Annotated in this window: 27 protein-coding genes; 12 read left to right on the top strand and 15 right to left on the bottom strand. The window is 56.9% G+C overall.

Annotated elements, in window-relative coordinates; translation table 11 throughout:
- Window positions 1–147: 147 nt before the first annotated feature.
- Window positions 148–909, top strand: a complete 762-nt coding sequence (locus ACEW8J_RS07145) for an SDR family oxidoreductase (protein ID WP_373490954.1) — start codon at window positions 148–150, stop codon at window positions 907–909.
- A 2-nt stretch (window positions 910–911) separates the two neighbouring features.
- On the opposite strand, the gene ACEW8J_RS07140 is transcribed toward ACEW8J_RS07145, so the two are convergent.
- The 6 genes from ACEW8J_RS07140 to ACEW8J_RS07115 all read right to left on the bottom strand — a co-directional run bounded on the left by ACEW8J_RS07140 (window position 912) and on the right by ACEW8J_RS07115 (window position 5,945).
- Window positions 912–1,301, bottom strand: a complete 390-nt coding sequence (locus ACEW8J_RS07140; RefSeq protein ID WP_373490953.1) for a limonene-1,2-epoxide hydrolase family protein — start codon at window positions 1,299–1,301, stop codon at window positions 912–914.
- A gap of 17 nt (window positions 1,302–1,318) precedes the next feature.
- Window positions 1,319–2,341 carry an NADP-dependent oxidoreductase gene (locus ACEW8J_RS07135; protein ID WP_373490952.1) on the bottom strand — a complete coding sequence of 341 codons (1,023 nt, stop codon included), beginning with the start codon at window positions 2,339–2,341 and terminating at the stop codon, window positions 1,319–1,321.
- Entirely contained in the window at window positions 2,342–3,520 is a 1,179-nt protein-coding gene (locus ACEW8J_RS07130) for an acyl-CoA dehydrogenase family protein (RefSeq protein ID WP_373490951.1), read from the bottom strand.
- A gap of 8 nt (window positions 3,521–3,528) precedes the next feature.
- Window positions 3,529–4,677: a thiolase family protein gene (locus ACEW8J_RS07125; protein WP_373490958.1), complete on the bottom strand. Its 1,149-nt coding sequence runs from the start codon at window positions 4,675–4,677 to the stop codon at window positions 3,529–3,531.
- The gene (locus tag ACEW8J_RS07120) at window positions 4,677–5,090 is read right to left on the bottom strand and encodes a Zn-ribbon domain-containing OB-fold protein (protein ID WP_373490950.1); all 414 of its coding nucleotides are present in this window, start codon (window positions 5,088–5,090) and stop codon (window positions 4,677–4,679) included. Before ACEW8J_RS07120 ends, ACEW8J_RS07125 begins: the two co-directional genes overlap by 1 nt.
- A gap of 84 nt (window positions 5,091–5,174) precedes the next feature.
- Window positions 5,175–5,945, bottom strand: a complete 771-nt coding sequence (locus tag ACEW8J_RS07115; protein WP_373490949.1) for an SDR family NAD(P)-dependent oxidoreductase — start codon at window positions 5,943–5,945, stop codon at window positions 5,175–5,177.
- 84 nt (window positions 5,946–6,029) lie between these two features.
- On the opposite strand from ACEW8J_RS07115, the gene ACEW8J_RS07110 reads away from it, so the two are divergent.
- Entirely contained in the window at window positions 6,030–6,410 is a 381-nt protein-coding gene (locus tag ACEW8J_RS07110; RefSeq protein WP_373490948.1) for a nuclear transport factor 2 family protein, read from the top strand.
- Between the two features lie 16 nt (window positions 6,411–6,426).
- On the opposite strand, the gene ACEW8J_RS07105 is transcribed toward ACEW8J_RS07110, so the two are convergent.
- From ACEW8J_RS07105 to ACEW8J_RS07095, 3 genes are all read right to left on the bottom strand, one after another.
- Window positions 6,427–7,566 carry an acyl-CoA dehydrogenase family protein gene (locus ACEW8J_RS07105; protein WP_373490947.1) on the bottom strand — a complete coding sequence of 380 codons (1,140 nt, stop codon included), beginning with the start codon at window positions 7,564–7,566 and terminating at the stop codon, window positions 6,427–6,429.
- Window positions 7,567–7,580: 14 nt separating this feature from the next.
- Entirely contained in the window at window positions 7,581–8,792 is a 1,212-nt protein-coding gene (locus ACEW8J_RS07100) for an acyl-CoA dehydrogenase family protein (protein ID WP_373490946.1), read from the bottom strand.
- Window positions 8,793–8,878: 86 nt separating this feature from the next.
- Entirely contained in the window at window positions 8,879–9,880 is a 1,002-nt protein-coding gene (locus ACEW8J_RS07095) for an NADP-dependent oxidoreductase (protein WP_373490945.1), read from the bottom strand.
- 248 nt (window positions 9,881–10,128) lie between these two features.
- Here ACEW8J_RS07095 and ACEW8J_RS07090 point away from each other — a divergent pair, with 248 nt between their 5' ends.
- From ACEW8J_RS07090 to ACEW8J_RS07075, 4 genes are all read left to right on the top strand, one after another.
- Window positions 10,129–11,112 carry a thiamine pyrophosphate-dependent dehydrogenase E1 component subunit alpha gene (locus ACEW8J_RS07090; protein WP_373490944.1) on the top strand — a complete coding sequence of 328 codons (984 nt, stop codon included), beginning with the start codon at window positions 10,129–10,131 and terminating at the stop codon, window positions 11,110–11,112.
- Window positions 11,109–12,110: an alpha-ketoacid dehydrogenase subunit beta gene (locus tag ACEW8J_RS07085; protein WP_373490943.1), complete on the top strand. Its 1,002-nt coding sequence runs from the start codon at window positions 11,109–11,111 to the stop codon at window positions 12,108–12,110. The genes ACEW8J_RS07090 and ACEW8J_RS07085 overlap by 4 nt, the downstream gene beginning before the upstream one ends.
- Window positions 12,111–12,121: 11 nt before the next feature.
- Window positions 12,122–12,355 (top strand): biotin/lipoyl-containing protein, encoded by a 234-nt coding sequence (locus tag ACEW8J_RS07080; protein WP_373490942.1) that lies wholly within the window; start codon window positions 12,122–12,124, stop codon window positions 12,353–12,355.
- Window positions 12,356–12,474: 119 nt separating this feature from the next.
- A complete protein-coding gene (locus ACEW8J_RS07075; RefSeq protein ID WP_373490941.1) occupies window positions 12,475–13,287 on the top strand; it encodes a helix-turn-helix transcriptional regulator in 813 nt (270 codons plus the stop codon).
- Between the two features lie 97 nt (window positions 13,288–13,384).
- On the opposite strand, the gene ACEW8J_RS07070 is transcribed toward ACEW8J_RS07075, so the two are convergent.
- Window positions 13,385–13,792 (bottom strand): PaaI family thioesterase, encoded by a 408-nt coding sequence (locus ACEW8J_RS07070; RefSeq protein ID WP_373490940.1) that lies wholly within the window; start codon window positions 13,790–13,792, stop codon window positions 13,385–13,387.
- A 2-nt stretch (window positions 13,793–13,794) separates the two neighbouring features.
- Window positions 13,795–15,372: an SRPBCC family protein gene (locus tag ACEW8J_RS07065; protein ID WP_373490939.1), complete on the bottom strand. Its 1,578-nt coding sequence runs from the start codon at window positions 15,370–15,372 to the stop codon at window positions 13,795–13,797.
- A gap of 182 nt (window positions 15,373–15,554) precedes the next feature.
- On the opposite strand from ACEW8J_RS07065, the gene ACEW8J_RS07060 reads away from it, so the two are divergent.
- From ACEW8J_RS07060 to ACEW8J_RS07040, 5 genes are all read left to right on the top strand, one after another.
- Window positions 15,555–16,184 (top strand): glutathione S-transferase family protein, encoded by a 630-nt coding sequence (locus tag ACEW8J_RS07060; RefSeq protein ID WP_373490938.1) that lies wholly within the window; start codon window positions 15,555–15,557, stop codon window positions 16,182–16,184.
- Entirely contained in the window at window positions 16,181–16,729 is a 549-nt protein-coding gene (locus ACEW8J_RS07055; RefSeq protein WP_373490937.1) for a VOC family protein, read from the top strand. The genes ACEW8J_RS07060 and ACEW8J_RS07055 overlap by 4 nt, the downstream gene beginning before the upstream one ends.
- Window positions 16,730–17,515 carry a ThuA domain-containing protein gene (locus ACEW8J_RS07050; protein WP_373490936.1) on the top strand — a complete coding sequence of 262 codons (786 nt, stop codon included), beginning with the start codon at window positions 16,730–16,732 and terminating at the stop codon, window positions 17,513–17,515.
- Between the two features lie 31 nt (window positions 17,516–17,546).
- Window positions 17,547–18,305: an SDR family NAD(P)-dependent oxidoreductase gene (locus ACEW8J_RS07045; RefSeq protein ID WP_373490935.1), complete on the top strand. Its 759-nt coding sequence runs from the start codon at window positions 17,547–17,549 to the stop codon at window positions 18,303–18,305.
- Window positions 18,306–18,408: 103 nt separating this feature from the next.
- Window positions 18,409–19,473 (top strand): NAD(P)-dependent alcohol dehydrogenase, encoded by a 1,065-nt coding sequence (locus ACEW8J_RS07040; protein WP_373490934.1) that lies wholly within the window; start codon window positions 18,409–18,411, stop codon window positions 19,471–19,473.
- A gap of 12 nt (window positions 19,474–19,485) precedes the next feature.
- Here the strand turns inward: ACEW8J_RS07040 and ACEW8J_RS07035 are convergent, their stop codons facing one another.
- The gene (locus ACEW8J_RS07035; RefSeq protein ID WP_373490933.1) at window positions 19,486–20,229 is read right to left on the bottom strand and encodes an enoyl-CoA hydratase/isomerase family protein; all 744 of its coding nucleotides are present in this window, start codon (window positions 20,227–20,229) and stop codon (window positions 19,486–19,488) included.
- A gap of 45 nt (window positions 20,230–20,274) precedes the next feature.
- A complete protein-coding gene (locus ACEW8J_RS07030) occupies window positions 20,275–21,861 on the bottom strand; it encodes a fatty acid--CoA ligase (protein WP_373490932.1) in 1,587 nt (528 codons plus the stop codon).
- A gap of 126 nt (window positions 21,862–21,987) precedes the next feature.
- Here ACEW8J_RS07030 and ACEW8J_RS07025 point away from each other — a divergent pair, with 126 nt between their 5' ends.
- On the top strand, window positions 21,988–22,809 hold the full coding sequence (locus ACEW8J_RS07025; RefSeq protein ID WP_373490931.1) for a sugar phosphate isomerase/epimerase family protein: 822 nt from the start codon (window positions 21,988–21,990) through the stop codon (window positions 22,807–22,809).
- Between the two features lie 99 nt (window positions 22,810–22,908).
- On the opposite strand, the gene ACEW8J_RS07020 is transcribed toward ACEW8J_RS07025, so the two are convergent.
- Both ACEW8J_RS07020 and ACEW8J_RS07015 read right to left on the bottom strand, forming a co-directional pair.
- Window positions 22,909–24,180, bottom strand: coding sequence for a serine hydrolase domain-containing protein (locus tag ACEW8J_RS07020; protein WP_373490930.1), 1,272 nt, complete (start codon window positions 24,178–24,180; stop codon window positions 22,909–22,911).
- A 10-nt stretch (window positions 24,181–24,190) separates the two neighbouring features.
- On the bottom strand, window positions 24,191–24,832 hold the full coding sequence (locus ACEW8J_RS07015; protein WP_373490929.1) for a 3-oxoacid CoA-transferase subunit B: 642 nt from the start codon (window positions 24,830–24,832) through the stop codon (window positions 24,191–24,193).
- Between the last annotated feature and the right edge of the window lie 137 nt (window positions 24,833–24,969).

Here is a 24,969-nt window from a genome sequence, read left to right as displayed (position 1 = left end):
GATAGCAAATATGAAAAACTGTGTTCTTCACGCAACATTTGTTCGCTCTCGACCAATAATCGGCAGCGTCGCTAACCAAAATAGGGATTGTGCGAAACACAGCCACCCTGCCTAACGCGCTGCAATCACCGTTCAGGGAGAAAAACAATGAGCCGTCTTACTGGGAAAATAGCCATCGTGACCGGAGCCGGTTCCGGGCTGGGCAAAGCCATTGGCGAGCGTTTCGCTGCAGAAGGCGCTCGGGTGCTGCTGACCGACATTGATTTGGGCAGCGCTAAAAGAGCCGCGGATGCGATCCGAGCGAATGCCACTGCCCTGCAGCAGGATGTCGCCGACGAACAACGTTGGGACGAGATTGTGCAGGCCACCATTGACGCCTTTGGCACTCCCCATATCCTTGTCAACAATGCCGGCCTGGTCATTCCCGCGACCATCGAAGATTGCTCGCTGGAACAATTCCGCAAACAGAATGCGGTGATGCTGGAAGGCGTATTTCTGGGATGTCGGGCTGCGGTCAAAGCGATGAAAGCCAATAACCAGCCCAGCTCGATCATCAATCTGAGTTCCATGGCGGCCTTGCAGGGCTATGCCCCGTTCGTCGCCTATAGTGCTGCCAAAGGCGGTGTGCGGTCCATGACCAAGTCGGTGGCGTTGCATTGCAAGGAACAAGATTATCCGATCCGCTGCAACAGCCTCCATCCCGCAGGTATAGACACGCCGATGGTGCGTCAGGAATCGGTTGGTGCAGGGGGGGCGGCAACGCCGGAAACCGGCATGATACCACTGGGAGGCCTGGGCCATCCAAAAGATGTAGCCGCCTTGTGCGTCTATCTGGCGAGCGATGAATCGCGCTTCATGACTGCGGGCGAATATCCGGTCGACAATGGTGCGCTTTACAAACCGGCCTAGGTTCAGGAAGCGCCGCCCATGGCCGCTACCATCTGGCTCTGGAATTCCGCCAGGTCGAAATAGTCCCGCCACTTCGCAATCTTTCCGTCGCGCATTTCAAATGTGCCCATGACCCGGATGGCGATCCATTTGTCGCCGATCCGGAACTTGTCCGTTCGTTCTGTCAGAACGACCTCTCCGGTTGCGGCAATATGATGAACGTCCCACTGCGCACCGTCAAAGCCAAAAGCGGGGTTGTCGAAAAATGCATGAACTGCATCGATGCCATCGCACGGCTCCATCGGAATATTGTGATAATATATGTCGTCGGTCATTGCCGCATAGATGGCGTCATAATCGAGCCGGTTCCAGGCATCGATAAAATCGAGAACGATCCGTTTGTTTTCAGACATACTGGCAACTCCTCTATTCAATCAGCGGGTGAAACATCCAGAATCATCTTACCCTGATTGGCCCCGGAGAAAAGCTTCATGAAGGCAGCATAGCTGTTTTCGATGCCCCGATCGATATCCTCGTCATGCCTGATCTTGCCTTCGGCAAGCCACTGCCCCATTTCGGCAATGCCCTCGGCAAAACGCGGCGGATAGTCGCGGACGAGAAAGCCCTTGATCGTCGCCTGCCGTGAGATCAGATACCAGAGATTGCGAATACCGACCGGTTCCGGGCTGTTATATTCGCTGATCAGTCCACACAGCACGACCCGGCCATGTTCATTGATCGCGGTGATCCCGGCGTCGAGAATCTCGCCGCCGACATTTTCCCAGATGATGTCGACGCCATCCGGCGCTGCTGCGGCAATTTCCTTTTCGAGATCCGCCTGGCTCTTTCCGCGATAATCAATCGCTGCATCAAAACCATAATCATCGACCAGCCGTGCGCATTTGTCGGCACCGCCAGCAATTCCGACAACGCGGCAACCCTTGATCTTGCCGATCTGGCCGACCAGCGACCCGACCGCGCCGGCCGCACCCGTCACCAGCAGCGTTTCACCTTGCTTGGGCTTGGCATCGTCCATCATCCCGAAATAGGCTGTCATGCCAACCGCGCCGAGGACCGAGAGAAAATTGGTCGGAGATGGAACCAGCGACACATCCACCGGCGAGGTGAACCCGCCCGCTTGTACGACGGAATATTCTTCCATTGCGCCGAGGCCGACAACCCATTGCCCGACCGGAAAATCGGGATTTTTTGATTCGGCTACTCTGCCGACGCTGCTGGCGGTAACCGCTGCGCCGAGAGCGATCGGCGGCATGTAGCTTTCCGCGTCGCTCATCCAGCCGCGCTGGGCCGGATCCAGCGAGATAAAGTGATTGCGTACCAGAAACGCACCATCACCGAGTTCCGGCAATTCCTCCTCGACCAGCGCAAAATCGCTTTCCTTTGGTTCGCCGATCGGGCGACTGACGAGGGTGAACTTGCGGTTCTTGATCATCTACAATCCTTCATTCGCGATTTGGTGGGATTTCTTGATTTTCTTGGCAAGCGACCATTTGTGCACTTCGGTCGGACCGTCATAGACCCGGAAAGCCCGGACTTCGCGGAACACCTGTTCAACAACGGTATCGCGGCTAAGCCCGGTCCCACCCATCACCTGGACGCAATTGTCGGCGATGCGGAACAAGGCTTCCGACACGGCGACCTTGGCCATCGAGCTTTCGGTGGTTCCCAGAGCGCCGGTGTCGAGTACCGATGCGCACCAGTCGATCATCAGTTCCGCCTGCTTGAGGTCGATCTGGTTCTGCGCCAGCATGAAACCGACGCCTTCATGATCGATCAGCGGCTTGCCAAAGGCCTGGCGCTTGCAGGCATAGTCTATGGCGATTTCCTGTGCCCGGTCACAGCTACCGAGCCAGCGCATACAGTGAGTGAGACGGGCCGGCGACAGGCGCACTTGCGCATATTTGAAGCCTTCGCCGCTTTCTCCCAGCATCTGGTCGGCCGGCACCCGGAGATTGTCGATGTTCACCACCGAATGGCTGCCAGGCATCGAACTGTCGATGGTATCCAGTACGCGTTCAATCTTGATCGCAGGATCCGGAAGGTCGACCAGAAACATGGTTGCACCTTCGTCCGACTTGGCCATCACGATGCCGACCGCAGCGCCCTTTGCGCCGGTGATGAAAGTCTTGCGGCCATTGATCACCCAATGATTGCCGTCCGGCCGGGCCGTCGTCTGCATCATCATCGGGTCGGAGCCCGCGCCATTTTCACTGGCCGGTTCGGTCATGAAAAACGCCGAGCGCTCCCTGCCGGAAACGAGAGGTTCGAGGAAGCGCTCCTTCTGTTCCGGCGACGCACATTTGCCGAGCAGATACATATTGCCCTCATCAGGAGCAAATGTGTTCACCGCCAGCGGCCCGAGCGGCGAAAGACCGGACTTGCGCAGCACCAGCGCCGTTTCCAGATGGGTGAGATGGCTGCCGTCCTCGCGGATATGGGGCGTCAGGATGCCCGCTTCCTTTGCCAGCACGCGCATTTCCTGCACCAGCTCGTCGGTCGGACCATGATCCTCGCACCGCTCGTCCTTTTCATAGGCAAAAATTTTGTCACGGACAAATTTTTCTACCCGCTCGGCAATGTCATGCGCTTCGGCGCTGATTTTCTTGGTCATCGAATCTCCTATCGCTGGAGAATCGTTACGGCAGATACGCCCGGTGCGCCATATACTTGGGTATAGGCGGTCTTCGGATCACCAGGCACCTGCCTCGCGCCCGCCGTTCCCCGCAGCTGCACGACATTCTCGTAGACCTGCCGCAAGCCGGACGCCCCGATCGGCTCGCCGCAAGCAAGGCAACCACCATCGGTGTTGATTGGCAATTGACCGTTGATTTCGCTACGGCCTTCCAGCAGCCACTGCTCCTGATCGCCGGGCTTGCAAAAGCCATTTTCCGCCATGTGCATGATTTCCGCACCGGATTCCGTGTCCTGCAGCTGTGCGATGTCAATATCTGCCGGTCCCATCCCGGCCTGCTCGAAAGCAGCCTTGGAAGCAATTTCGGTTGCGGTCCCGCCGCGCTCGTTATCGATTGAGGCAGCAAATACCTCGAACGATCCCGGCGGCCGCGTACGCATCACCGAGGACTTCAGCCGGATGATCGGCACACCCAGTTCCTTGGCCTTTTTCTCGCTCGCGAGGATCAGAGCCACCGCGCCTTCAGCCGGAGAACAGAACATATATTTGGTCAGCGGGTCACAGATCATCGGCGCGTTCATGATCGTTTCGAGATCGACCTCGCTGCGCCGCCATGCATGATCCGTTTTGACCCCGTTGCGGAAAGCCTTTTCGGCAACCCGGCCGAGCGTCTCCCGGCTGATATCATATTCGTGCAGATAGCGCATGATCTTCGCACCGAAAAATTGCACGGTCAGCATATAGCCGGCTTCACCATACCAGTTGGGCAGGCCATAGGACGAAGGATCGGCGTTGAAGGCACCGCGTGGATGCTTGTCGAAACCGACCGCCATTCCCATTTCATATTCGCCCGATTTGATCGCGCTGACGGCGGCGTTAAGTGCCGATCCACCGGTCGCACAGCCATTCGAAACATTGATGAACTGAATCCCGGTCAGCCCAAGCTGAGACACCATATTGTCGGCATTGCCCGAAGCCGCGGAGCCGCCGAAGGCAAATTGCACGTCCTTCCATTCGATCCCGCTGTCGGCCAGCGCCTGTTTCACGGCAAATATGCCCTGGTCCATGCCATCGCGCCCTTCGGTGCGGCCGAAAGGATGAATCCCTGCTCCTACGATACAAACGTCTGACATGATTATTCTCCCTGAACAGGCTTGAAGGCGTGAATGAGCTTTTGCTCTTCCGGCGGTGCATCCGGATCCAGTGGAATCGCGGTCAATTCGACTTCCATACCGATTTTGACGTCTTCCAGTTCGACCCCGGTCAATCGCGACTCCACCATCGTCTGGCTCGGCAGGCTGACATAAGCCACTGCATAGGGTTTGAATTTTTCCGGATCGGTTGGTCCGGCATAAGGTGCCTTGGGCGGAAAGCGCTGGATCGTATAAGTCCAGACCGTCCCACGCGAAGCCAGGCGGATCGGTTCGATATTGTCATCCGGAGTCAACGGCAGCGGAAAGAATATATGCCCGGTCTCCCGGTTCCGCGCACCGACCAGAGCGCGCATGTCCTCGGTAAACAAATTTTCGGCGATCGGCTGTGCAGTCACAAAGATCTCTCCCTTTTTCTGCGAGTCCTATAAGAGCGAATGCAGACCGCTATTAACTGCCAAAACGGCTAGGATTGACAGACTTCAGTAGCCCGGATGCACCGCCAGCATGCCGCCATCGACCAGCAAATCGCTGCCGGTGACGAAAGCGCTATCATCGCCAGCGAGAAAAACGGCGGCGGCAGCAAGATCGCTACCCTGCCCGATCCGGTTCATCGGTGACATGCTGGCGGCCATTTCGACCATGCCAGGAACCGTCTTGGCGGCCGTGTCGATGATGGCGGTATGGGTGGCGCCGGGAACGAGGTTGTTGCAGCGGATATTCAATCCGTTTTGGGCACAATGGACCGCAACCGACCTGGACAGCATGCGCACCGCGCTTTTCGAAGCCGTATAGGTCACGTCTCCCGGAAGCGCCGCATAAGCGCTGGTCGAAGCGATATTGATGATCGAACCGGATGAACCTCCGGGATTTTTCTTCATCATCGCGATCGCTTTCTGGCACCCCAGCATCACACCGGTCAGATTGATTCCGAGCAGATGATGCCAGCTTTCGAGGTCCACATCCTCGATATTCTTGCCGATCACTATACCGGCATTATTGACCAATATATCGAGGCGCCCAAACTCGCTTTGCACTTTGGTCATCACCTTATCCCACCCTTCGGGATCAGACACATCCTGCACATGGAAGATTGCCCCGGCTTCGGTGGCAGCAGACTGCCCCAGCGTCTCCTGAACATCGGTGGAAAGCACCTTGGCACCTTCCTCTGCAAATCGTTTTACGGTCGCCGCACCAATGCCCGATGCACCTCCCGTCACAATCGCTACCTTGCCCTTTAATTGACCCGACATTTTCATCTCCCTATCAAATTCAGCAGAAGTCACTTGCGCCCCGGCAATCTAGTTTCCGCATATTTTCCAGCAAAAGGATGTTTGATGCTCACACCGGAACATATGCAGCAGATCGTGGACCGCTATCTGGCCGCGATCAACGCCGGCGACATGCCAGCGGTAATGGCGCTCTATGCCGAAGATGCCTTGGTCGAGGATCCGGTCGGCACAGAACCCAAGCGCGGCGATGCGATATTGCAATTTTACACCAATGCTTTTTCCGGTGGCGCGAAAGCCGAACTCACTGGCCCCGTCCGCATTTCGGCGAAGGCCGCCGCTTTCCCCTTTCGCGCAGAAATTAACGGCGCGGCCAGCCAGGTCACAATCGTCGATGTGATCGATATCTTCGAATTTAATCCGGACGGGAAAATTGCCAGGATGACGGCCCATTTTGGACCTGCCAACATTACGGTCAGAAATGCATAGTGCCCTCTGCAGCTGATCAATAACCGGAATTTTTTGCCCAGCGATCGCTGTGGAACCCGGCGTCGCCAAACATCTGTTGCGCGACATGGACGCGCTTGAAATAAAGGCCAACATCATATTCGTCGGTGACGCCAATGCCACCGTGCATCTGAATCGCTTCCTTGGTCGCCAGCTGCGCAACCTGACCGGTCTTGGCCTTGGCCAACGAACAGGTGATGCCCGCCTTTTCAAAATCCTGATCGAGATCGTTGAGTGATTTCAGCACAGCCGATTTCATCATCTCGATTTCGGTCGCCAGATGCGCGGCCCGGTGCTGCAATCCCTGAAAAGACCCGATCTTCTGGCCAAATTGCTCGCGTTCCTTGAGATAGTCTGTGGTGACATCGAAAACTTGTTGCGCGGAACCTGACATTTCCGCGCTCAGCACCGCGCGGCCGGCGGACAGGATACCCTCGAGCGCCGCAAAGCCGCCGTCGAGTTCACCCAAAATATCATCGCCGGTCACCTCAAGTCCATCGACGGCAATATTGGCAGCGTTGCGGCTATCCACCATCGGCGTAGGCTCGCGCTCGATTTCCGGTGCGTTTGCGTCAACCAGGAACAAAGTGATGCCGTGCGCGTCACCTTCGGCTCCCGATGTGCGGGCAGCAATGATCAATTTGTCCGCCACATGACCGTCGGCAACAAAGGTTTTTGTTCCGGACAGGACAAAACCGTTGCCTGCGCGCTCGGCCGAAAATTTTATCCGGCTGGGATTGTGGCGCGGGCCTTCATCGACAGCCAGAGCGAACAGCATCTCGCCGCTGCTGATCGCCGCCAGATTATCCTGCTTCTGCTGCATGGTTCCATATTTCTGGATGGCGGTGGCACCCAGAACGGATGTGGAAAAAAACGGCGAGGCGGTGAGGTTGCGTCCCATTTGCTCCGCCAGCACGCCCGCACCGACATAGCCGAAACCGCTACCGCCATGATCTTCGTCAACGATGATCCCGGCCCAGCCCATTTGCGCCATTTCCGTCCAGAGCTCCCGGCAGAAGCCGTCCGCAGGCTTGTCGTCGCGAACCTTTCGAAAGGCAGCGACGGGTGCTTTTTCCGACAGGAACCCGTTTGCCGCATCCTGCAGCATTTCCTGTTCTTCGTTGAGTATCAGCGGCATGATCTATATTCGCCCTATTGGCCCGGTAATCCCAAGACACGCTTGGAAATGATGTTGAACTGCACTTCAGTCGTGCCGCCGAGGATCGAGTAAGCTCTGTTATAGAGCCAGTTATTGGCAAGACTCCCATATTCAATACCATCGGCACCGATGGTTGCCCCGGTCGTACCTTCAATGTCCATGCGCAACTCGGTACCACGTTTGGTGAGTTCCGAGGCGGCATATTTGAGCATTGACGATTTGGCCCCGAGGCCGTTGCCGGCACTAGCCTCGTCGGTCATCCGCTCGACGGTCAGATTATAGGCCCAGTTGTCGAGCTCTGCTTGCGCTATGCGCTGACGAAGCGCGGGATCGTCCAGTCGTCCTGCTGCATCCAGACCAATTTGATCGGCGGCAAATTTTCCCAGATTTTCTGGACCAGAGGTCCCTCGCAGCGGAGACACCGTACCCAGCATGCCGCGCTCATGCACCAGCAGGTTTTTCGCGACATCCCAGCCACGATTGACTTCGCCGACAACCGAAGGATTGTTTTCGCCATAGTTTTTCGGAACTTCGACATTGTCCAGAAATGTCTCGCAAAATGGCGAATGGCCGGAGATCAGAACGATTGGCTTCACACTGATGCCTTCGCTCGCCATGTCGATCAGGATGAAAGTGATGCCCTGATGCTTGGGGGCATCGAAATCGGTGCGTACCAGACAGAATATCCAGTCCGAAATATCGGCGTTCGATGTCCAGATTTTCTGTCCGTTGATCAGCCAGTGATCACCCTTGTCCTCGCATTTGGTCTTCAGCGACGCGAGATCCGACCCAGCGCCCGGCTCGGAATAGCCCTGGCACCAACGAATATCGCCGCGCGCGATCCCGGTCAGATGCTGTGCTTTTTGCTCGTGTGTGCCATAAGCTAGCAAGGCGGGGCCGAGCATCGATATGCCAAAATTGCTCAGCGGTTTCCGGGCATTGATCGCCTGTCGCTCGTCGTCAAAAATTCTGGCTTTCTCGCTGGAAAGCCCCGCTCCGCCATATTCCTTTGGCCAGCTTGGGACGGTATAGCCTTTGGCCAGCGCCCGTTCGAACCATATTTTCTGGGCCTCTGACTGGAACTTCCATTGCCGTCCGCCCCAGCACTGATTTTCGGCAGTGATATCGCCGTCGCGCATTTCCTCGGGGCAATTTTCTTGTAGCCATGCCCTTACTTCGGTGCGAAATTCTTTCAAACCGCTCATGACTCAACCTCTCGTGACAAGAATGTCATATGACAGGCGGCACGATGCGGGGACTGCGTATTTAGTTAGCGATAACATCGATTGCATCAATCCAGACGGAGCATTTGTTTGCCGAAATTCTGACCCGCAAACAACCGCTTCAAGGTTGTCGGTATATTGTCGAAGCCTTCTTGAATGTCTTCCTTGAAGGTGATCCGGCCTTCTTTGATCCATTGCCGCATCCGTTTCTGCGCTTCCGGAAATTCGCTGACATAATCGGATACGATGAAGCCCGACATGCTCGCCCGCTTGAAGATCAGGTTGAAGTAATTTTCAGGGCCAGCCGGCATGTCGCCTTTTTCATAGCGCGAAATGCCGCCGCAAATCGCAACGCGGGCATGCATGGCGAGATGAGCCAGTGCATCATTCAATATCTTGCCCCCGACATTGTCATAAAAGACATTGATCGACTGGGGGCAATGTTCCTTCAGCTTCGCGCGGACATCGTCATTCTTATAGTCAATAGCCACATCATAGCCGACATCATCCGTAAGCCATTTGCATTTTTCCTCACCGCCCGCGATGCCGATGATGCGGCAACCCGCGATCTTGGCGATCTGCCCGACCATGGACCCGGTAGCACCGGCTGCACCGGATACGACAACCGTATCACCCGGCTGGGGTCGACCATGTTTCAGCAGACCGAAATAGGCCGTCATGCCAGTGGTGCCCAACGCACCGAGGTTGGCCGCCAGCAGGTCGTCATCGGGCACTTTGTTCAAATCACCGCCGGGCACATGCGCATAGTCCTGCCAGCGCAGCATCCCCATGACCTTGTCTCCCGCAGAAAAACCGGGGTGACGCGATTCGATCACCGTGCCAATGCCGGAACCTCGCATCACTTCGCCGATTTCAGTAGGCGCTACATAGCCGCCAATATTCTCCATCCAGCCCTTTTGTGCCGGATCGAAACCCAATATCTCATTCTTGACCAGCACATGGCCCTCGGCACATTCCGGCACCTCGGTCACGACCTTCTTGAAATCATCGTCGACGAGCCCGCGCCCCTTGGGACGCCCGTTGATCAGCCACTGCCTGTTCTCGGTCATATATTCTCTCCATTGGAAGACTGGGAAGCCTGTTAGACAGATTTTATCGGTGAACCGAACTGCCAGCTTTGATAGCTTATCGATGGAAAGCAAATTTGCCATGGCCCCGAAGCAAGAATTGCTTGATTTGGGCGGCTGACAATCTCCGCTCACTCCCTATAACAATAGTGGCGGGCCAGCCCGCTGGCGCTATGAAGTTTTCAACAAATGCGTCCCTCCGAAGGGCCGCAAAATGAAGGAGCAAAGCCTTGGCCTCAACAGACATGGCGGACAAAGACGTCCTCGTCGATATTTTCACGCGCGCTGACCTGATCATGCAATCGGATATCAAATTCCGTCAAATGATCGGAGCGGGTCAGTTGCAGATTGTCTATTATCCGGTACGCGGCCAGGAGGTCGTGTCTGCTGCAATGATGGCAGCGGTCAATCAGGATGACTATCTGGTCACCATCTACCGCGGGCTGCATGACCAGCTGGCGAAGGGCATTCCGTCCAAAGAACTCTGGGCGGAATTCGCCGGCAAGGTGACAGGGACCTGCAAGGGCAAGGGCGGACCGATGCATATCACTCACCCCGCAACCGGCGTCATGGTCACCACCGGCATCGTCGGATCGGGCATTCCGATCGCCAACGGCCTCGGCCTGGCCAGCCAGCTCGAGAAAGATGGCAAGGTCACGGTCTGCTGCTTCGGTGATGGCGCAACCAATATCGGAGCCTTCCACGAGGGACTCAACATGGCACAGATCTGGAAATTGCCCGTCATTTTCCTCTGCCAGAACAATCTTTATGGTGAGCATACCCATATGCGCGATACCACCGGCTCCGCGTCGATCAAGCAGCGCGGCGAAGGCCTGGGTCTTCGGTCGGTTCAGGTCAATGGCAATGATGCCAGCGCCATGTATGCGGCGGCCAAGGAAGCGGTTGAATATGCGCGCGCGGGTCATGGTCCGACGCTGATCGAGGCGATGACTTTCCGCTTCCACGGCCATTTGCTTGGCGACACCAGCCATTATATTCCGAAAGAGGAAATGGAGCAGGCCAAGAAGGACGATCCGATGCCGATCCTGCGCCAGCAATTGCTCGACTTGCAGATCAGCGAGTCGGATGTTGCCGCGATTGAAGCGAAAAATGCCGCAATCATCGCTGAAGCAGCGCAATTTGCGCTGGATAGCGACTATCCTTCGGGCGATGAATATCGCATCGATGTCCTCGACGTGGAGATTGCAGCATGAGCGACACAGCAGAAAAACCCAAAGACATCATGTTCGCACAGGCCCTCACCATGGCCATGAACAAGGCGATGGCGGACGATCCCAAGGTCATCCTGCTCGGCGAAGATATCGCCGATGAACAGGGCGGCGGCGTGTTCAAGGTGACCGCAGGACTGTCAGGCACTTATGGTACGGACCGAGTCCGCTCCACCCCGATTTCCGAACAGGCCATTGTCGGCGCCGCCGTCGGTGCGGCTCTGGTCGGCTACAAGCCGGTTGCGGAAATCATGCTGATGAATTTCATCACCGTGGCGATGGATCAGATCGTCAATCATGCCGCAAAGTTGCGCTTCATGTCCGGCGGCCAGACCAGCGTTCCGCTGACAATCCGCACCACCACGGGCGCGGGGACCGGCCTGGGCGGTCAGCACAGCGACATGCTCGAGGCGTGGCTTGCCCATGTCCCTGGCCTGAAAGTCGTCGCTGCTTCCAATCCCCAGGACGCCTATGGATTGCTTTATTCGTCAATCATGGATGACAATCCGGTCATCTTCATCGAAAACACACCGGGCTATTTCGTCAAGGGTCCGGCTCCGGCAGCCGATCACACCGTACCGTTGGGCAAGGCATCCATCCCCCGCGAAGGCACGGATATCACATTGATCGGCTATGGCAGCGCGATCAGCAGATGTCATGCCGCCGCGGACAAACTGGCGGAGGACGGAATTTCGTGCGAAATCGTCGATCTGCGCACGATCGCACCATTTGACGAGGAAACCGTGCTAAAAAGTGTCGCAAAAACCAAGGCGGCGGTTGTCGTGCATGAAGCGGTACGCAGCTTCGGAACAGGTGCCGAGATTTCGTCGCGCATTCATGAAGAATTGTTTTCAGAACTCAGGGCGCCGGTTGGGCGCGTTGGTTCCGGCTATGCGCCAGTGCCGTTTTCACCGGCGATCGAGAAGGCCTGGATGTTCAGCCAGGATGATATCGAACGCGAAGTACACAAGATATTGGGATAGAAGAAAGCATCATGGCAACAGAGATACGCATCCCCAAATTGGGCTTTAGCATGGAATCCGGTATTCTCGCGGAGTGGCTGGTCGAAGATGGCGCAGAGGTCACCGCTGGTCAGGAAATTTATGCGCTTGAGAATGAGAAATCCACCCAGGAAGTGGAATCCCCGGCAAGCGGAAAACTGAAGATTATTGTCCAGGCAGATGGCGAAGAATATCCGGTTGGAGAATTGATCGGCACAATTGAGTGAAAGGCGATACCGATTGATTCCACCTATCACTATCGATAGGAATGTTTGGTTGACTAGAAAACCAAACAACGCGACACACGGCTAATAAAAATAACAAGTGTCGCAAGGAGTGGAGCCGGATGGCTGAAAATTTTATCGCCGAAATTCCCGAAATCGGCAGGCAGCGATTTCGGGAAAATGTCGACAGTGTTACCATCACCAATCCGTCTGAAATTCGTCCCGCTGCCGAAGCGGTCAACAAAATTGCTCAATCCTATGGTTTCCGAATCGCCGTATCAGCCGATATTTCCTCAAAGGCCCATCTCGTCGATGCCGACGGAAACCTGATCAATAAGGACGTATTCGGATGGGTTGCCGAAGGCGAACGCTGGTGGGAGGACACGCGCCTGGCGCTCAGCTCCCCGCTACCCAGGGCCTGTCGCTATGAGAGCGAACCCATCTGGTGCAACGCCGACGGATTTCATGGCCACTGGCCGAACGAATATCTGGACAAGATCGATCTGAAGGATTTTTACGCCCAGTCCACGACATCGAAATCCCACATTCTGATTCCCGTACATTTGCCATTTGGCCAGATTGCGGCCGTCAGTTTCTCGACGCTTGAAATGGGCATAACCGATCTCAGCGAAGCCTATCGTCTCTACTCCGACTTTTTCGGGATTATCACAGGTCGTTTCGTCACCGGCTATGTCCTTGCCATGCGCGAGAAACATCGGATGCCGGCCAATTGTATCCTGTCGAAACGCGAAGCCGAGTGCCTGCATTGGGCAGCGATCGGCAAGACCGACAAGGAGATCAGCATGATCCTGTCGCTCAGCCATGCGACCATCCGCTATCATGTCAATCGGGCAGGACAAAAGCTGAACAGCGTCAATCGCGGACAGACGATCTTCAAAGCCGGTCAGCTGGGATATCTGGGCGCAACGGATTGAAAGCCCGGTTGCGACAATGATCCTCCAGACGACATCATGTTGCAGTCACCGGACGCTTCCGGCTTCCGGCTTCCGCTTCCCATCGGCCCGTCAGCCGCTATTTTCGCAATATCGCGAAAACCGCGGTCATCGTCATCAGCACTGCGTCTCCACAAACGATCCGTCCGCTGCAATAGGCGGTCCGCTTGCTGATCCGGTCAATGCTCGCATGCGCCTCTACCCAGTCGCCAAGCTTTGCCGCAGCCAGATAGTTGGTGCTGAGATTCATCGTTGCCACCGGTAGCGCAGGTTTCTCCGCCCGGTGCACCTGATAGCTGAGCGCCACGTCCGCCAAGGTCCCCAGGACGCCGCCGTGGGCGACCTGGATATGGTTGATATGGCCCTGGTTGATGCGGGTTGCGACAATGATGCACCCATCCCCCTGGCGCTCGTAATAAGGGCCGGCCATATCAAGGAACGGACTCGAAAATTTCGCCCTTTCAAATCCCGTCGGGATATTGTCCAAAGTCAGGCAGCCACTCTTTTCGGACTTTTCGGGGCTTCCTCGGAATTCAGCCACAGATCAAGAGTTTCATGAAAATGCCGCAGCTTTGATTCTTGATATTGGGCGAATAGCGATACACCTTGCGGCTGGCTCTTCACGCCTTTCTGCATCGCCTTGTGATTGAGATAATCCTGATTGAAGATCTTGTTCAGATAGCTGCCAAATTCCGTCGCTTGCGTATAGTCATCGTGCAAGTCGAGGAAGGTACATTTCGCTGGTTCGGGCCGTTCTGCGCCTTCTGGTAGCGCGACCATGAACATGACTTCGTGCAGGGATTGCTCAGGATTATCGCCATCCGGCCGGAACCGGTAGAAGATCGGGTTGAAATCCGCCCAGGGACTGATGTTGGGAAATACGCTGTAGAAAATGGCATCGACGAGATCGGCATCGCTGATGTCATCAACCATATCACCCCAAGTGGCACGCATTTCGTCGCGGCGGGCCTGTGCGGCATCATTGCGCAAAGCATGGGCAGAAACATCTGTGTAGACCATCGGCATATTTTCATCAGCAGCAGCGATTTTGCCGCCGATCCAGTTGCACATATGCGGATCAGCCGACTTTACATCTCCTTCGATATAATTGGCGTCCATATCGAAAATCCCGCTCTTGCCATTGGGCAACGAAACCTTGACGCGATTCTCTTCCAGTCGCTCAAACTTGTGTTTGCTGATCGGATGGATGAAGCTCTGGAACGCCTTGGCATCGGGAAAGGCTGTCGGATCCGGATTGACAAGATCCGTGTGCGGGCTTGGCTGACCGTGAGCCGACATCGCGCGCGACATGTTATGCCAGACGTCATATTTGCTGTTCGCATCGGCAAAGGCGGGCATCAGTTCCGGATGGGTACCGACCACATGATAGGATTCCATGAACGCTTCCTGGGCAATTTTCCAGTTGCAGGGCAGCCGCTTAACCATGTGCGCCGCCTTGAACCGCCGCTCGAAGGGAACCTGGAAATGGCGATCGATATCGCCCAGAAAATCTTCCAGTGGCTCACAGTTGATATCGGGATTGATGAAGACAAAACCACCCCATTCGCCAACGCTGATTTCCTGCAAACTATGGGTTTCTTCGCTTACCGATGGGAAATCCCATTGGCACGGCACTTCCTTCAATTTGCCATTCAGCTCCCAGGACCAGCCATGGAACGGGCAGCGCAGCGCTTTCTGACCTTTTTTATGATTGTCGCAAATCGCCCGACCACGATGCATGCAACTGTTAGGGAACGCCTTGATCTCGTCTTCCGAAACCCGGACAATCAGAAAGGACAGCTCGGCGATATCGTAGACATAGGTGTCGCCGACTTCCTTGATGTCGTCCTTGTGACAGGCCATTTGCCAGACGCGTTTCCACAGCCGCTCGACTTCCCGGTCATGCTCTTCCTTGGTCCAGTAGCGGCTGACCTCAACGGTGGTGACTCCGGGCTCCATCGGAGATTCTTCCAGATAGACCGCCGGTGGGGCGACTTTGTCGCCTTCCAGCAATTCTGTGTAGGAAATGCCGTTGGACCGATTATGTCCCGTTAGCGTCTCGACCATTATCTTCTCCTGAAAACTGAATATTCTTCTATCCTGCAAACTAACGCAATGAAGCGGCTCTGCCACTAGTGATTCTGGCAGCCTCACCTGTTGTTTTTGAGAGGATAGCCCGCAACGATTCCCTGTGTATCTTCAGATGCTATAGAGGGGGACGCGAATCCGCCCCGAAGGAGATATGTCACGTGAAGCTTTATTCCAGCCTTGGTCCCAACCCGCGCTTCGTGCGCATGTTCATACTGGAAAAAGGTCTCGATATAGAACGTGTGCATATCGACATTCTGACAGCAGAGAATCGCCAGCCGGAATTTGCCGACAAGAATATTCTCGGAACAACGCCGGTATTGCAACTGGACGACGACTTCATGCTGAGCGAAATCATGGCGATCGCCGAATATCTTGAAGAAACCCATCCCGAACCGCCGCTGATCGGATCAACCCCGCTGGAACGCGCCGAAGTGCGCATGTGGACCAGACGGATTGATCTGGAAATTGCCGTACCGATGACCCTCGGTTTTCGCGGTGGTGGGGGCAGGCCAATGTTTGAACCGCGAATGGATGTGGTGGGTGCCGAAGGGGCAGCCGATCTGTCGCGCATGTCGGACAATAAATGGAAATGGCTCGACGGACAGCTGGAGGGCAAGGACTATATCTGCCAGGACAAGTTCACCATGGCCGATCTGATCGCTTATTGCTTCGTCCAGTTTGGCTATACCGTCGGCTGGTCACTGCCAGAGGGCACTGACAATCTGGCACGATTTGTCGACCGGATCGGCCAACGGCCCTCCGCCAAAGTTTGGCAGGACAGCGAATGAGCGAGAAACCTGCCTCCCTCGCCAAGCTCGGTACGATCATGCAGATCAGCTATGTGCCGGATGATTATGACGCGGCGCTCGATTACTGGACGCAGAAAATGGGCGCAGGTCCGTTTTTCCATACCGAGAAAGTCGAAGTCGAGAATGTCAAATATCGCGGTGAAGCGTCCGATATCCAGTTTTCAATGGCGATCGGCTATTGGGGCGATATCCAGGTCGAGCTGATCCGCCCGAACAATGACGCGCCGTCCATGTTCAGGGACTGGCGCGAGAAAGGCATGCAGGGCGTGCAGCATCTGTGCCTGATCGTCGATGATCTGGATCATGCCCGCGCGCTGACCAGAGACGCAGGCGGCGAAGTGATACAGGAAGTCAGCCTTCCCGGCGGTGTCGGCGGTGCCTTTTACGCCGATTATGGCGGCGGCCCCGGCACGATTATCGAATATCTGCAGATCCCGCAGGCCGGGATCGACGGCTTCGCGGCCATGCGGCAGATGCATCTCGACTGGGATGGCAAAACAAACCCCGTGATAGGAAAAGAATAGATGAGCCAAGCGCCCGAACGACGCCCCGATCAGAAGCCGATCCAGTGCGTGCTGGTCGCCGCCGGCAAATATCATGACATTGATTATGCCCGTCTGGAAGTGATGAAGCTGCTCGCCGAAGATGACCGCATCAGGGTGCGGGTGTTCGAGAATTATGAAAATCTCGACGCGATCCGGAATGCGGACTTCCTGGTCAGCTACACTTGCGACGTGCAGCCCAGCGAGGCGGCCCAAAAGACCATCCAGGATTTCGTCAATGGCGGCGGCCGCTATTTTGCCCTGCATGGCACCAACGCGGTCCTGAAGTTTCTGGAAAACGGACTGGTTGACGCGCCGGATGAAATGCCGGTCTTCGCCGACACGCTCGGCACCCGCTTCCTGTCGCATCCACCGATCATTCCCTTCACCGTCGACAATGCCCAGCCGGATCACCCGCTGGTCAAAGGTATTCCCAGTTTTGAAACCACCGATGAACAATATCTGGTCGAGACCCGGGCTGAACTCGATGTGCTGCTCGACACCGAATATAATGGCGAGGATGATATCAGCGGCTTTGTCCATAGCGACATCAAGAAAAGCCGCCATCCGGTCTTCTATATAAGGCAGATGGGCGACGGCGCGGTGCTGTATCTGACGATGGGTCATTGCCGGGGCCATTATGACATGGAACCGGTGCTCGACTGGTGGCCGGAAATCGACCGGTCCGGTTGGCAGCAACCGATCATTTACGACTTGCTCCGGCGCGGCATAGGCTGGAGCTGCGAAACGGCGATCGCAAAATTCTAACGCCGATTCACGAAACACAAAGGAGAAGAAAATGGATTTAGGACTCAAGGGCAAGAAAGTCATTCTCACCGGCGGTAGCCGCGGACTGGGACGCGCCGCTCTGGAACATTTCGCCAGCGAAGGCGCGGATGTCGCCTTCTTCTCGCGCAATGCAGAACAGGTTGCCACGGCGAAAGGCGAACTGGAGGCCCATGGCGGCAAGGTGTTCGCCGATGCGCTCGATATGACCGATCTCGATGGCTATGCAAAATGGCTGGAAAAGGCATGTGGCGATCTGGGTGGCTGCGATATTTTCATCCACAATGTCAGCTCGTCCGGTGCCGGCGCGACCGGTGACTGGGAAGTCACCTTCCAGACCGACATCATCGGTGCGGTCAAGGCGATGGAAGTGCTCGAACCGCATCTCGAAAAATCCGACGATGGCAGCGTGATCTTCATGTCCTCCACCGCTGCGTTCGAGACCTTTGTTGCACCGCAGGCGTTCAACGCGATGAAAGCCGCGCTGATCACCTATGGCAGCCAGCTCAGCCAATCGCTCGGCCCCAAGGGCATTCGCGTCAACATGGTGTCTCCGGGCCCGATCAAGTTCCCCGGCGGCAACTGGTCGCAGATCGAAAAGGGCATGCCGGAATTTTATGAAGCCACCAAGACCGGCTTTGCCCTCGGCGATTTCGGTACCGCCGATGATGTCGCTCGCGGCGTCGCCTTTCTGGCAAGCCCCGCGTCCAGCTACACCACCGGCGCCCATCTGGTGATCGACGGCGGCTTTACCAAGCGCGTCCAGTTCTAGTCGCAATCCCCGCCCCATTTGCGGGGGGCAGATGCGCTGTACTTGCGTTAATATCAGGGCTCCGGCATGTTTGCCGGAGCCCCTTTTTTTGAAAGACACAACCATGTCAGACAGGCAGACCAACGAATATCCCGCCAAAGGCTATGCCACCCACGCGCCGGATAAACCGCTCGAGCCCTTTGCGTTCAATCGGCGCGGCCTGCGGCACGATGACGTGTTGATCGAAATATCGCATTGCGGCATTTGCCATTCGGACCTGCACACGGCGCGCAATGATTGGGGTGGCAGTACTTATCCGGTGGTCCCGGGCCATGAAATCGTCGGTCACGTCCGGGCTGTCGGCGAGGATGTAAACGGATTTACCGAAGGCGACCGGGTCGCGGTCGGCTGCATGGTTGACGCCTGTCTGGAATGTGATCATTGCCAGCGGGGCCTGGAACAATATTGTCTGAACGGCATGACCGGCACCTATAATGGCAAGGATCGCCGCGACGGCAGCACCACCCTTGGCGGCTATTCCGACAAGATTGTCGTGCGCAAGCAGTTCGTCCTGCGCATTCCCGACGGCATGGACATGGGTGCCGCCGCGCCCCTGCTCTGCGCCGGGATTACAACCTATTCCCCGCTGAAGCAGTGGAACGTCGGTCCCGGCAGCAAGGTCGCGGTCATTGGCCTCGGCGGCCTCGGCCATATGGGTGTCAAGCTCGCCGCAGCGATGGACGCGGACGTCACCGTGCTCACCCGCACCAAGGACAAGATGGCCGATGCCAAGGCGTTGGGTGCCAAGGATATCCTGCTGTCCACAGACCGCGACGCCATGAAGGCGGCGGCGAACAGTTTCGACATGATCCTGAATACCATACCCGTGCCGCACCCCGTCGCCCATTATATGCCCCTGCTCAAGATAGATTGTGCGCAGGTCTTGGTCGGCGTGATCGGAACGCTACCCGAAATGCACAGCGGCCATCTGCTCGGTCGCCGGATCCTCACCGGCTCCGGCATCGGCGGTATTGCCGAAACCCAGGAAATGCTCGATTTCTGTGCGGCGAAAAACATTCTCCCCGAGATCGAAATGATCGCGATGCAGGATGTCAACAACGCCTATGATCGGATGGAAAAGTCCGACGTACGCTACCGCTTTGTCATCGACATGGAGACGCTGACCTGAAAAGGCGTATGCCTATTTGCCTTTGCTGGTGAACGCCGAGATCCGCTCCTGCATATCCGGGCCATGGCCTTCACTCTCCATCACTTCCCATTGCAGCCCGGCGTCTATCGGTCCGCCATCGGTGGCCTCAAGCAGGCGCTTGTTCGCAGCGTGCGAGAAACCGGAATTGGCGACAATCTTGCCGGCCAGCGCTGCAATCTCGGCATCGAACTGCTCGAGCGGCACGGCATATCCCGCCAGACCGATGCGCACCGCTTCGTCGGCATTGATCATGTCCGCGGTAAACATCAGCCGCTTGGCGGTCGCGATGCCGACCCGGCGCGGCAGGCGCTGGCTCATCCCCCAAACCGGGGTGAGCGCCCATTTCGCATGGGTGTCGCCAAAATGCGCGCTGTCCGCGGCCAGGATGAAATCTGCCGCCAGCGCCACTTCGAGTGCGCCGGTATAGCAATGGCCGTGCACCGCCGCGATCACCGGCTTGGGTAGCTTCTCCAGCATCCGCAACGTCTCCGAATGCCAGCCGCGCGAGGGCACCGCCTCGCCTTCGGCAATATCCCCGAGATCATGACCCGCCGAAAAGCATTTCCCCGCACCGCGCAGTACCACACAGCCGATGCTGTCGTCCTTGCGCAGATCACCAATATGATCGCGTAGTTCCCGGAACATCGCCACCGTCAGAGCATTCAGCTTGTCCGGCCGATTGAGCGTCAGCAGCGTCCAGCCATCCCGATCTTCGCGCAGCACCAATTCCGTCATGTCCAATCACCCTTTTCCTGCGCCATGTCGCCGTCAACAGTCCGATCAGTTGACTGCCCGGTCCTTGCCTTCCCAATAAGGTGCACGCAGATCCTTGCGCAGGATCTTGCCCGAGGGGTTGCGCGGCAGGGCATCGATAAAATCGATGGATTTCGGACATTTATAACCAGCGATTCGCTGCCGGGCATCAGCAATCAATTCCGCTTCGGTCAATTGCTGGCCCGCCTTGACCACCACACAGGCCTTGACCGCCTCGCCCCATTTTTCATCGGGTACCCCGATCACCGCGACATCGGCGACCTTCGGATTGGCATAAAGGGCATTCTCGACTTCCGCCGGATAGACATTTTCGCCGCCGGAGATGATCATGTCCTTGAGCCGGTCCTGGATATAGAGATAGCCGTCCTCGTCGAGATAGCCGGCGTCACCGGTCCGCAGCCAGCCTTCGCCGTCGATCGTCTCGGCTGTCGCATCGGGCCGGTTCCAATAGCCCTTCATATTCTTGGCCGACCGGGTGGCAATTTCGCCGATGGTGCGCGGTGGCAGGGTTTCGCCGCTTTCGGGATCGATGATCTTCAGCTCGACGCCGGGCAAGGCCGTACCGACCGAGCGCATTTTCTCATTGCCGTTCACGTCATGATCTTCCGGATTGAGCGTGGTGATCGTCCCGGAGGTTTCCGTCATGCCGTACATCTGGACAAAACCGCAGCCGAGCACGTCCATCGCCTGCTTCATCAGCTCGAGCGGAATCGGCGAGGCACCATAAGTGATATACTTGAGGTTGGAAAAATCCACATCCTTCGCTCGCGGATGGTTGAGCAATATCTGGATCGCCGCCGGGACCATGAAGATTTTCGAGATATTATATTGCGCGATCAGATCCAGCGCCTGGGTCGGATCATATTCCGGCAGGACGATGGCGCTGCCGCCGGTGAACATCACTGCAAGGCCGGTGCCGGTGCCGCTGATATGGAAACAGGGCATGGCGAGCAGGGTGATCTCGCCGGGGACCGGTTTTTGCCAGTCCATCAGATCCTCTTCGCTGACCCCGGCGCTGCGCGATGAAAAAATCGAACCATTGGTCATGATCGCGCCCTTGGGGTGGCCGGTCGTTCCCGATGTGTAGAGCTGCAAGGCATCATCATCTTCAGCGCAGGCCACCATTGGATCTTCGGGGTCAAAGCCGTCGCGCCACGCAGGATAGCCAGGGAAATCCCCCTCGGCCTGTTCGCTGCCCAGGATCAGGTCGACATGATCCAGATTGCTTCTGATCTTGCCCGCCAGATCATCGAAACCGGGACCGATGAAGAGAATTTTGGCCTGACAATCGTTCAGGATATAGGCGACCTCTGGCGGAGCCAGCCGCCAGTTGACCGGCACCATCACCGCGCCGAGCTTGGCTGCGCCGACCAATATCTCAAAATAGAGATGGCTGTTCTTGCCCATATAGGCGATCCGGTCGCCCTTGCGGACCCCCTTGGACGCCAGCGCCTGCGCCGCCCGGTTGCTGCCAGTGTCCAGCGCGGCATAGGTCATCTCGTCGCCTTCAAAGGTGAAGACCACCGCATCCGGCTGTTCCTGCGCCTGGAAACGCACCACATCGCCAATGGAAATAATCTCTTCTTCGGTCATGCAAATATCCTCTGTGTCCGATTCCGCGATCGGCTTTTCCCCAAGATACATAGAGAGGCGGCCATATGATACAGCCTAGCAGATTGACTAGCCCCAGCAGCCTGAAACCAATGGCGTCAGGGCCTAATGCTGATCTACTGTCGACCCATGCACAAGCTGGCTTTGCATCAGATCACGATGATGGACGGCGGACCGGAAGGCCTCGTCCGTTTTGCCGCCGAATCCGGTCTTGACTCAGTTTGTCTGTTTACGGCCACACCGCTCGACGCTCATGGCCAAGGGATGTTCCCGGTGATTGCACCGGCCAGCGCTCAATCGTTCAAGCGGCTGCTGCGAGATCAGGATGTGCGCATCATCAACGCCGAATATTTCCCGGTGACCCAGGGAGGGGACGTAGCGGAATATCTCCCGGCCATCGCCCTCGCAGCGGAATTGGGTGCCAAACGACTGGTGACCCATATCCATGAAACCGGTAGCGAGCGAGCAGAAGATCAATTGGCAATGCTGTGCACAATGGCATCTGAGCACGGGCTGGAAGTCGGACTGGAGTTTACCGGTTTTGCCCATGGCTGCAACAGCCTGGCAAGCGCGGTTGCGCTGCATCACCGGATGAACCGCAGCAATCTGACGGTCGCGATCGACGCGCTGCATCTGTTTCGCACCGGCGGCACGCTGGAACAATTGGCAGCTCTGGATCCGGCGATCATCGGCTATGCGCAGCTGTGCGACGGCCCGGACTTCCGCCGGTCGAATGATTATCTTGAGGAAGCGATGCACCGGATGATTCCCGGAGAAGGCGTCTTCCCGCTCCGCGACCTGATGGCCTTGCTCGGTCCGCATGTCGATATAGACATTGAAGTTCCACCCCGCACCGGTGCCACCGATTCTGATAGAAGGGCCTGGGCCGATCGTGCCATTGCGGCCAGTCAAGGGCTGGCAAATCCATAAGAAACATCTGTCTAGAGCCAGAAAATGGGACGAAAGCGTTTTCTAGTAATCAGCGCTCGACATTCAATCCTATGCGCATGACAGACAATCTGCGGCCGATCAGTTGGGAAAGACGGGCGGGTCCGGTGATATTTTCACCACCGGCAGGTCAGCAAGATCGAGCCAGTCATGCTCGGGCAGACCGTAATAGCTATCGAGCACCGCAAAGGGCAGCCGGAACGGTCGACCCCAGCCGCTATTCCACATTGCCACCACCCCGGTTCGGGTTGCCGGGTCAAAAATCATGGTCGCACGATAGCCGTCGACGGCACCGCTATGCCCGACCAATTGCCGCCCGGCGTAACTGAAACTCCGCCAGCCGAGTCCATAAGAAGGCTGGCTGAGCGCTCGGGCGAGATCGCCGCTATAAATCCGGCTGGTCCTGATCCGATGCGCATGAGCCATTGACAGCGTCCGGGCCGACAGGATCTTGTCATTCTCACCCATTTGCGCGCGCAGCCAGCGAGCCATGTCGACAATATCGCTGCTGACGCCAGCGGCGGCGGGAACCCGCCAGTAGGATTCCGACAGGGGCCGCACCTGGTTACCCCGATGCGGCCGCGCCCAGCTGCGCGCGCCGGTAAGGCCTGCCATGTCAAATTGCGCGCTCGTCATGCCCAGCGGTTCGAACAATTGCTCCTGCACGGCATCAGCATAGAGCGTGCCTGCTGCCTGTGCCAATATTTCGCTCGCCGCATCAAAGGCGATATTCTGGTAGCTGTGACAGGTGCCGGGTACGCACTGCAGCGGAGCGGTGGCCAGCTTCGCCCTCAGCAGTCCCGGATTTTCTCCGTCCTCCAGCTTGATATCATAGGCGTTTTTGGTGAGGCCCGTCTGGTGGGACAGCAGCTGCGCCAGCGTAATCTGCGATTCGGCACCACCCGGCAGGCGGAGCGACGTCTGCCAGTTGCTGAGCGGTGCGTTGAGATTGAGGCCGCCCTCTTCGGACAATTTTGCCGCCAGCGAGCCCGCTACGCCTTTGGAGACCGACGCCCAGCGAAACACCGTGCGCGGTGTCACCGGTTCACCGCTTTGCTTGTCAGCTACCCCATAGGTCGACACAAAGCGGAGTTCACCGTCCTCGACAATCGCGACCGCCAGCCCGGCCATTTCCGGACGGGCCGCAAGCGCGGCAAAGTCCCGGTCAAGCCGGAGATATTCAATCTTGCCCTGCCAGTCCTCGGGTTCGGTTGGCACGCGGCTTTGTACCACGGGCTCGATCAGGGCGGTTAGCGGGAAGCCGGCTTGCTGCTCAACCAGGGCTCGGTTGCCATACCAGCCGACAAGCACCAGGCCAGCAAGGCCGAACAGCAACGCCAGATATCTGATCACATTCGGTAACTTACAAAGCTATTTCATAAGCTGCGGTGGTTTTCGCCGCGATATCTTCGGCGCTGATACCCGGTGCCAGTTCGATCAGGCGGAACCGGCTGTCATGATCGGGACGCTGGAAAACGCACAGATCGGTGATGATCATGTCGACAACATTAGTGCCGGTCAGCGGCAAGGTGCAAGCGGGAATGAACTTGGGACTACCGTCTTTCGCGCAATGATCCATCACGACGATGATTTTCTTCACGCCCGCGACCAGATCCATCGCGCCGCCCATGCCCTTGATCATCTTGCCGGGGATCATCCAGTTGGCAATATCACCATTTTCCGCGACTTCCATCGCGCCCAGCACGGTCAGGTCAATATGCCCGCCGCGGATCATCGCGAAGCTGTCGGATGAACTGAAATAGCTCGATGACGGCAGTTCGCTGATCGTCTGCTTGCCGGCGTTGATCAGGTCGGGATCAATTTCGTCTTCATAGGGAAAGGGTCCGATACCCAGCATCCCATTCTCGCTTTGCAACGTGACCTCGACGCCTGGCGGAATATGATTGGCCACCAGAGTGGGGATACCGATTCCGAGGTTTACATAATAACCATCCTGCAGTTCCTGCGCCGCCCGAGCGGCCATTTCATCGCGAGTCCAGGGCATATTCATCCTTCTTTGTCATCTGCTGGAGCCATTGGTGCTTCTGTGGCTTCTACGAGGGGAGGCGGAGTCAGAAACCAGCCATTGTTGAACATCGACTCTAGCATGATCGCACCATTGGGGTCGCGCAAATAGGCATA

It is taken from the genome of Parasphingorhabdus sp., from assembly GCF_041748495.1.
Lineage (GTDB): Bacteria > Pseudomonadota > Alphaproteobacteria > Sphingomonadales > Sphingomonadaceae > Parasphingorhabdus.
Note: the sequence above shows the minus strand (reverse complement) of the source record. Positions and strands in the feature narration are given on the sequence as shown.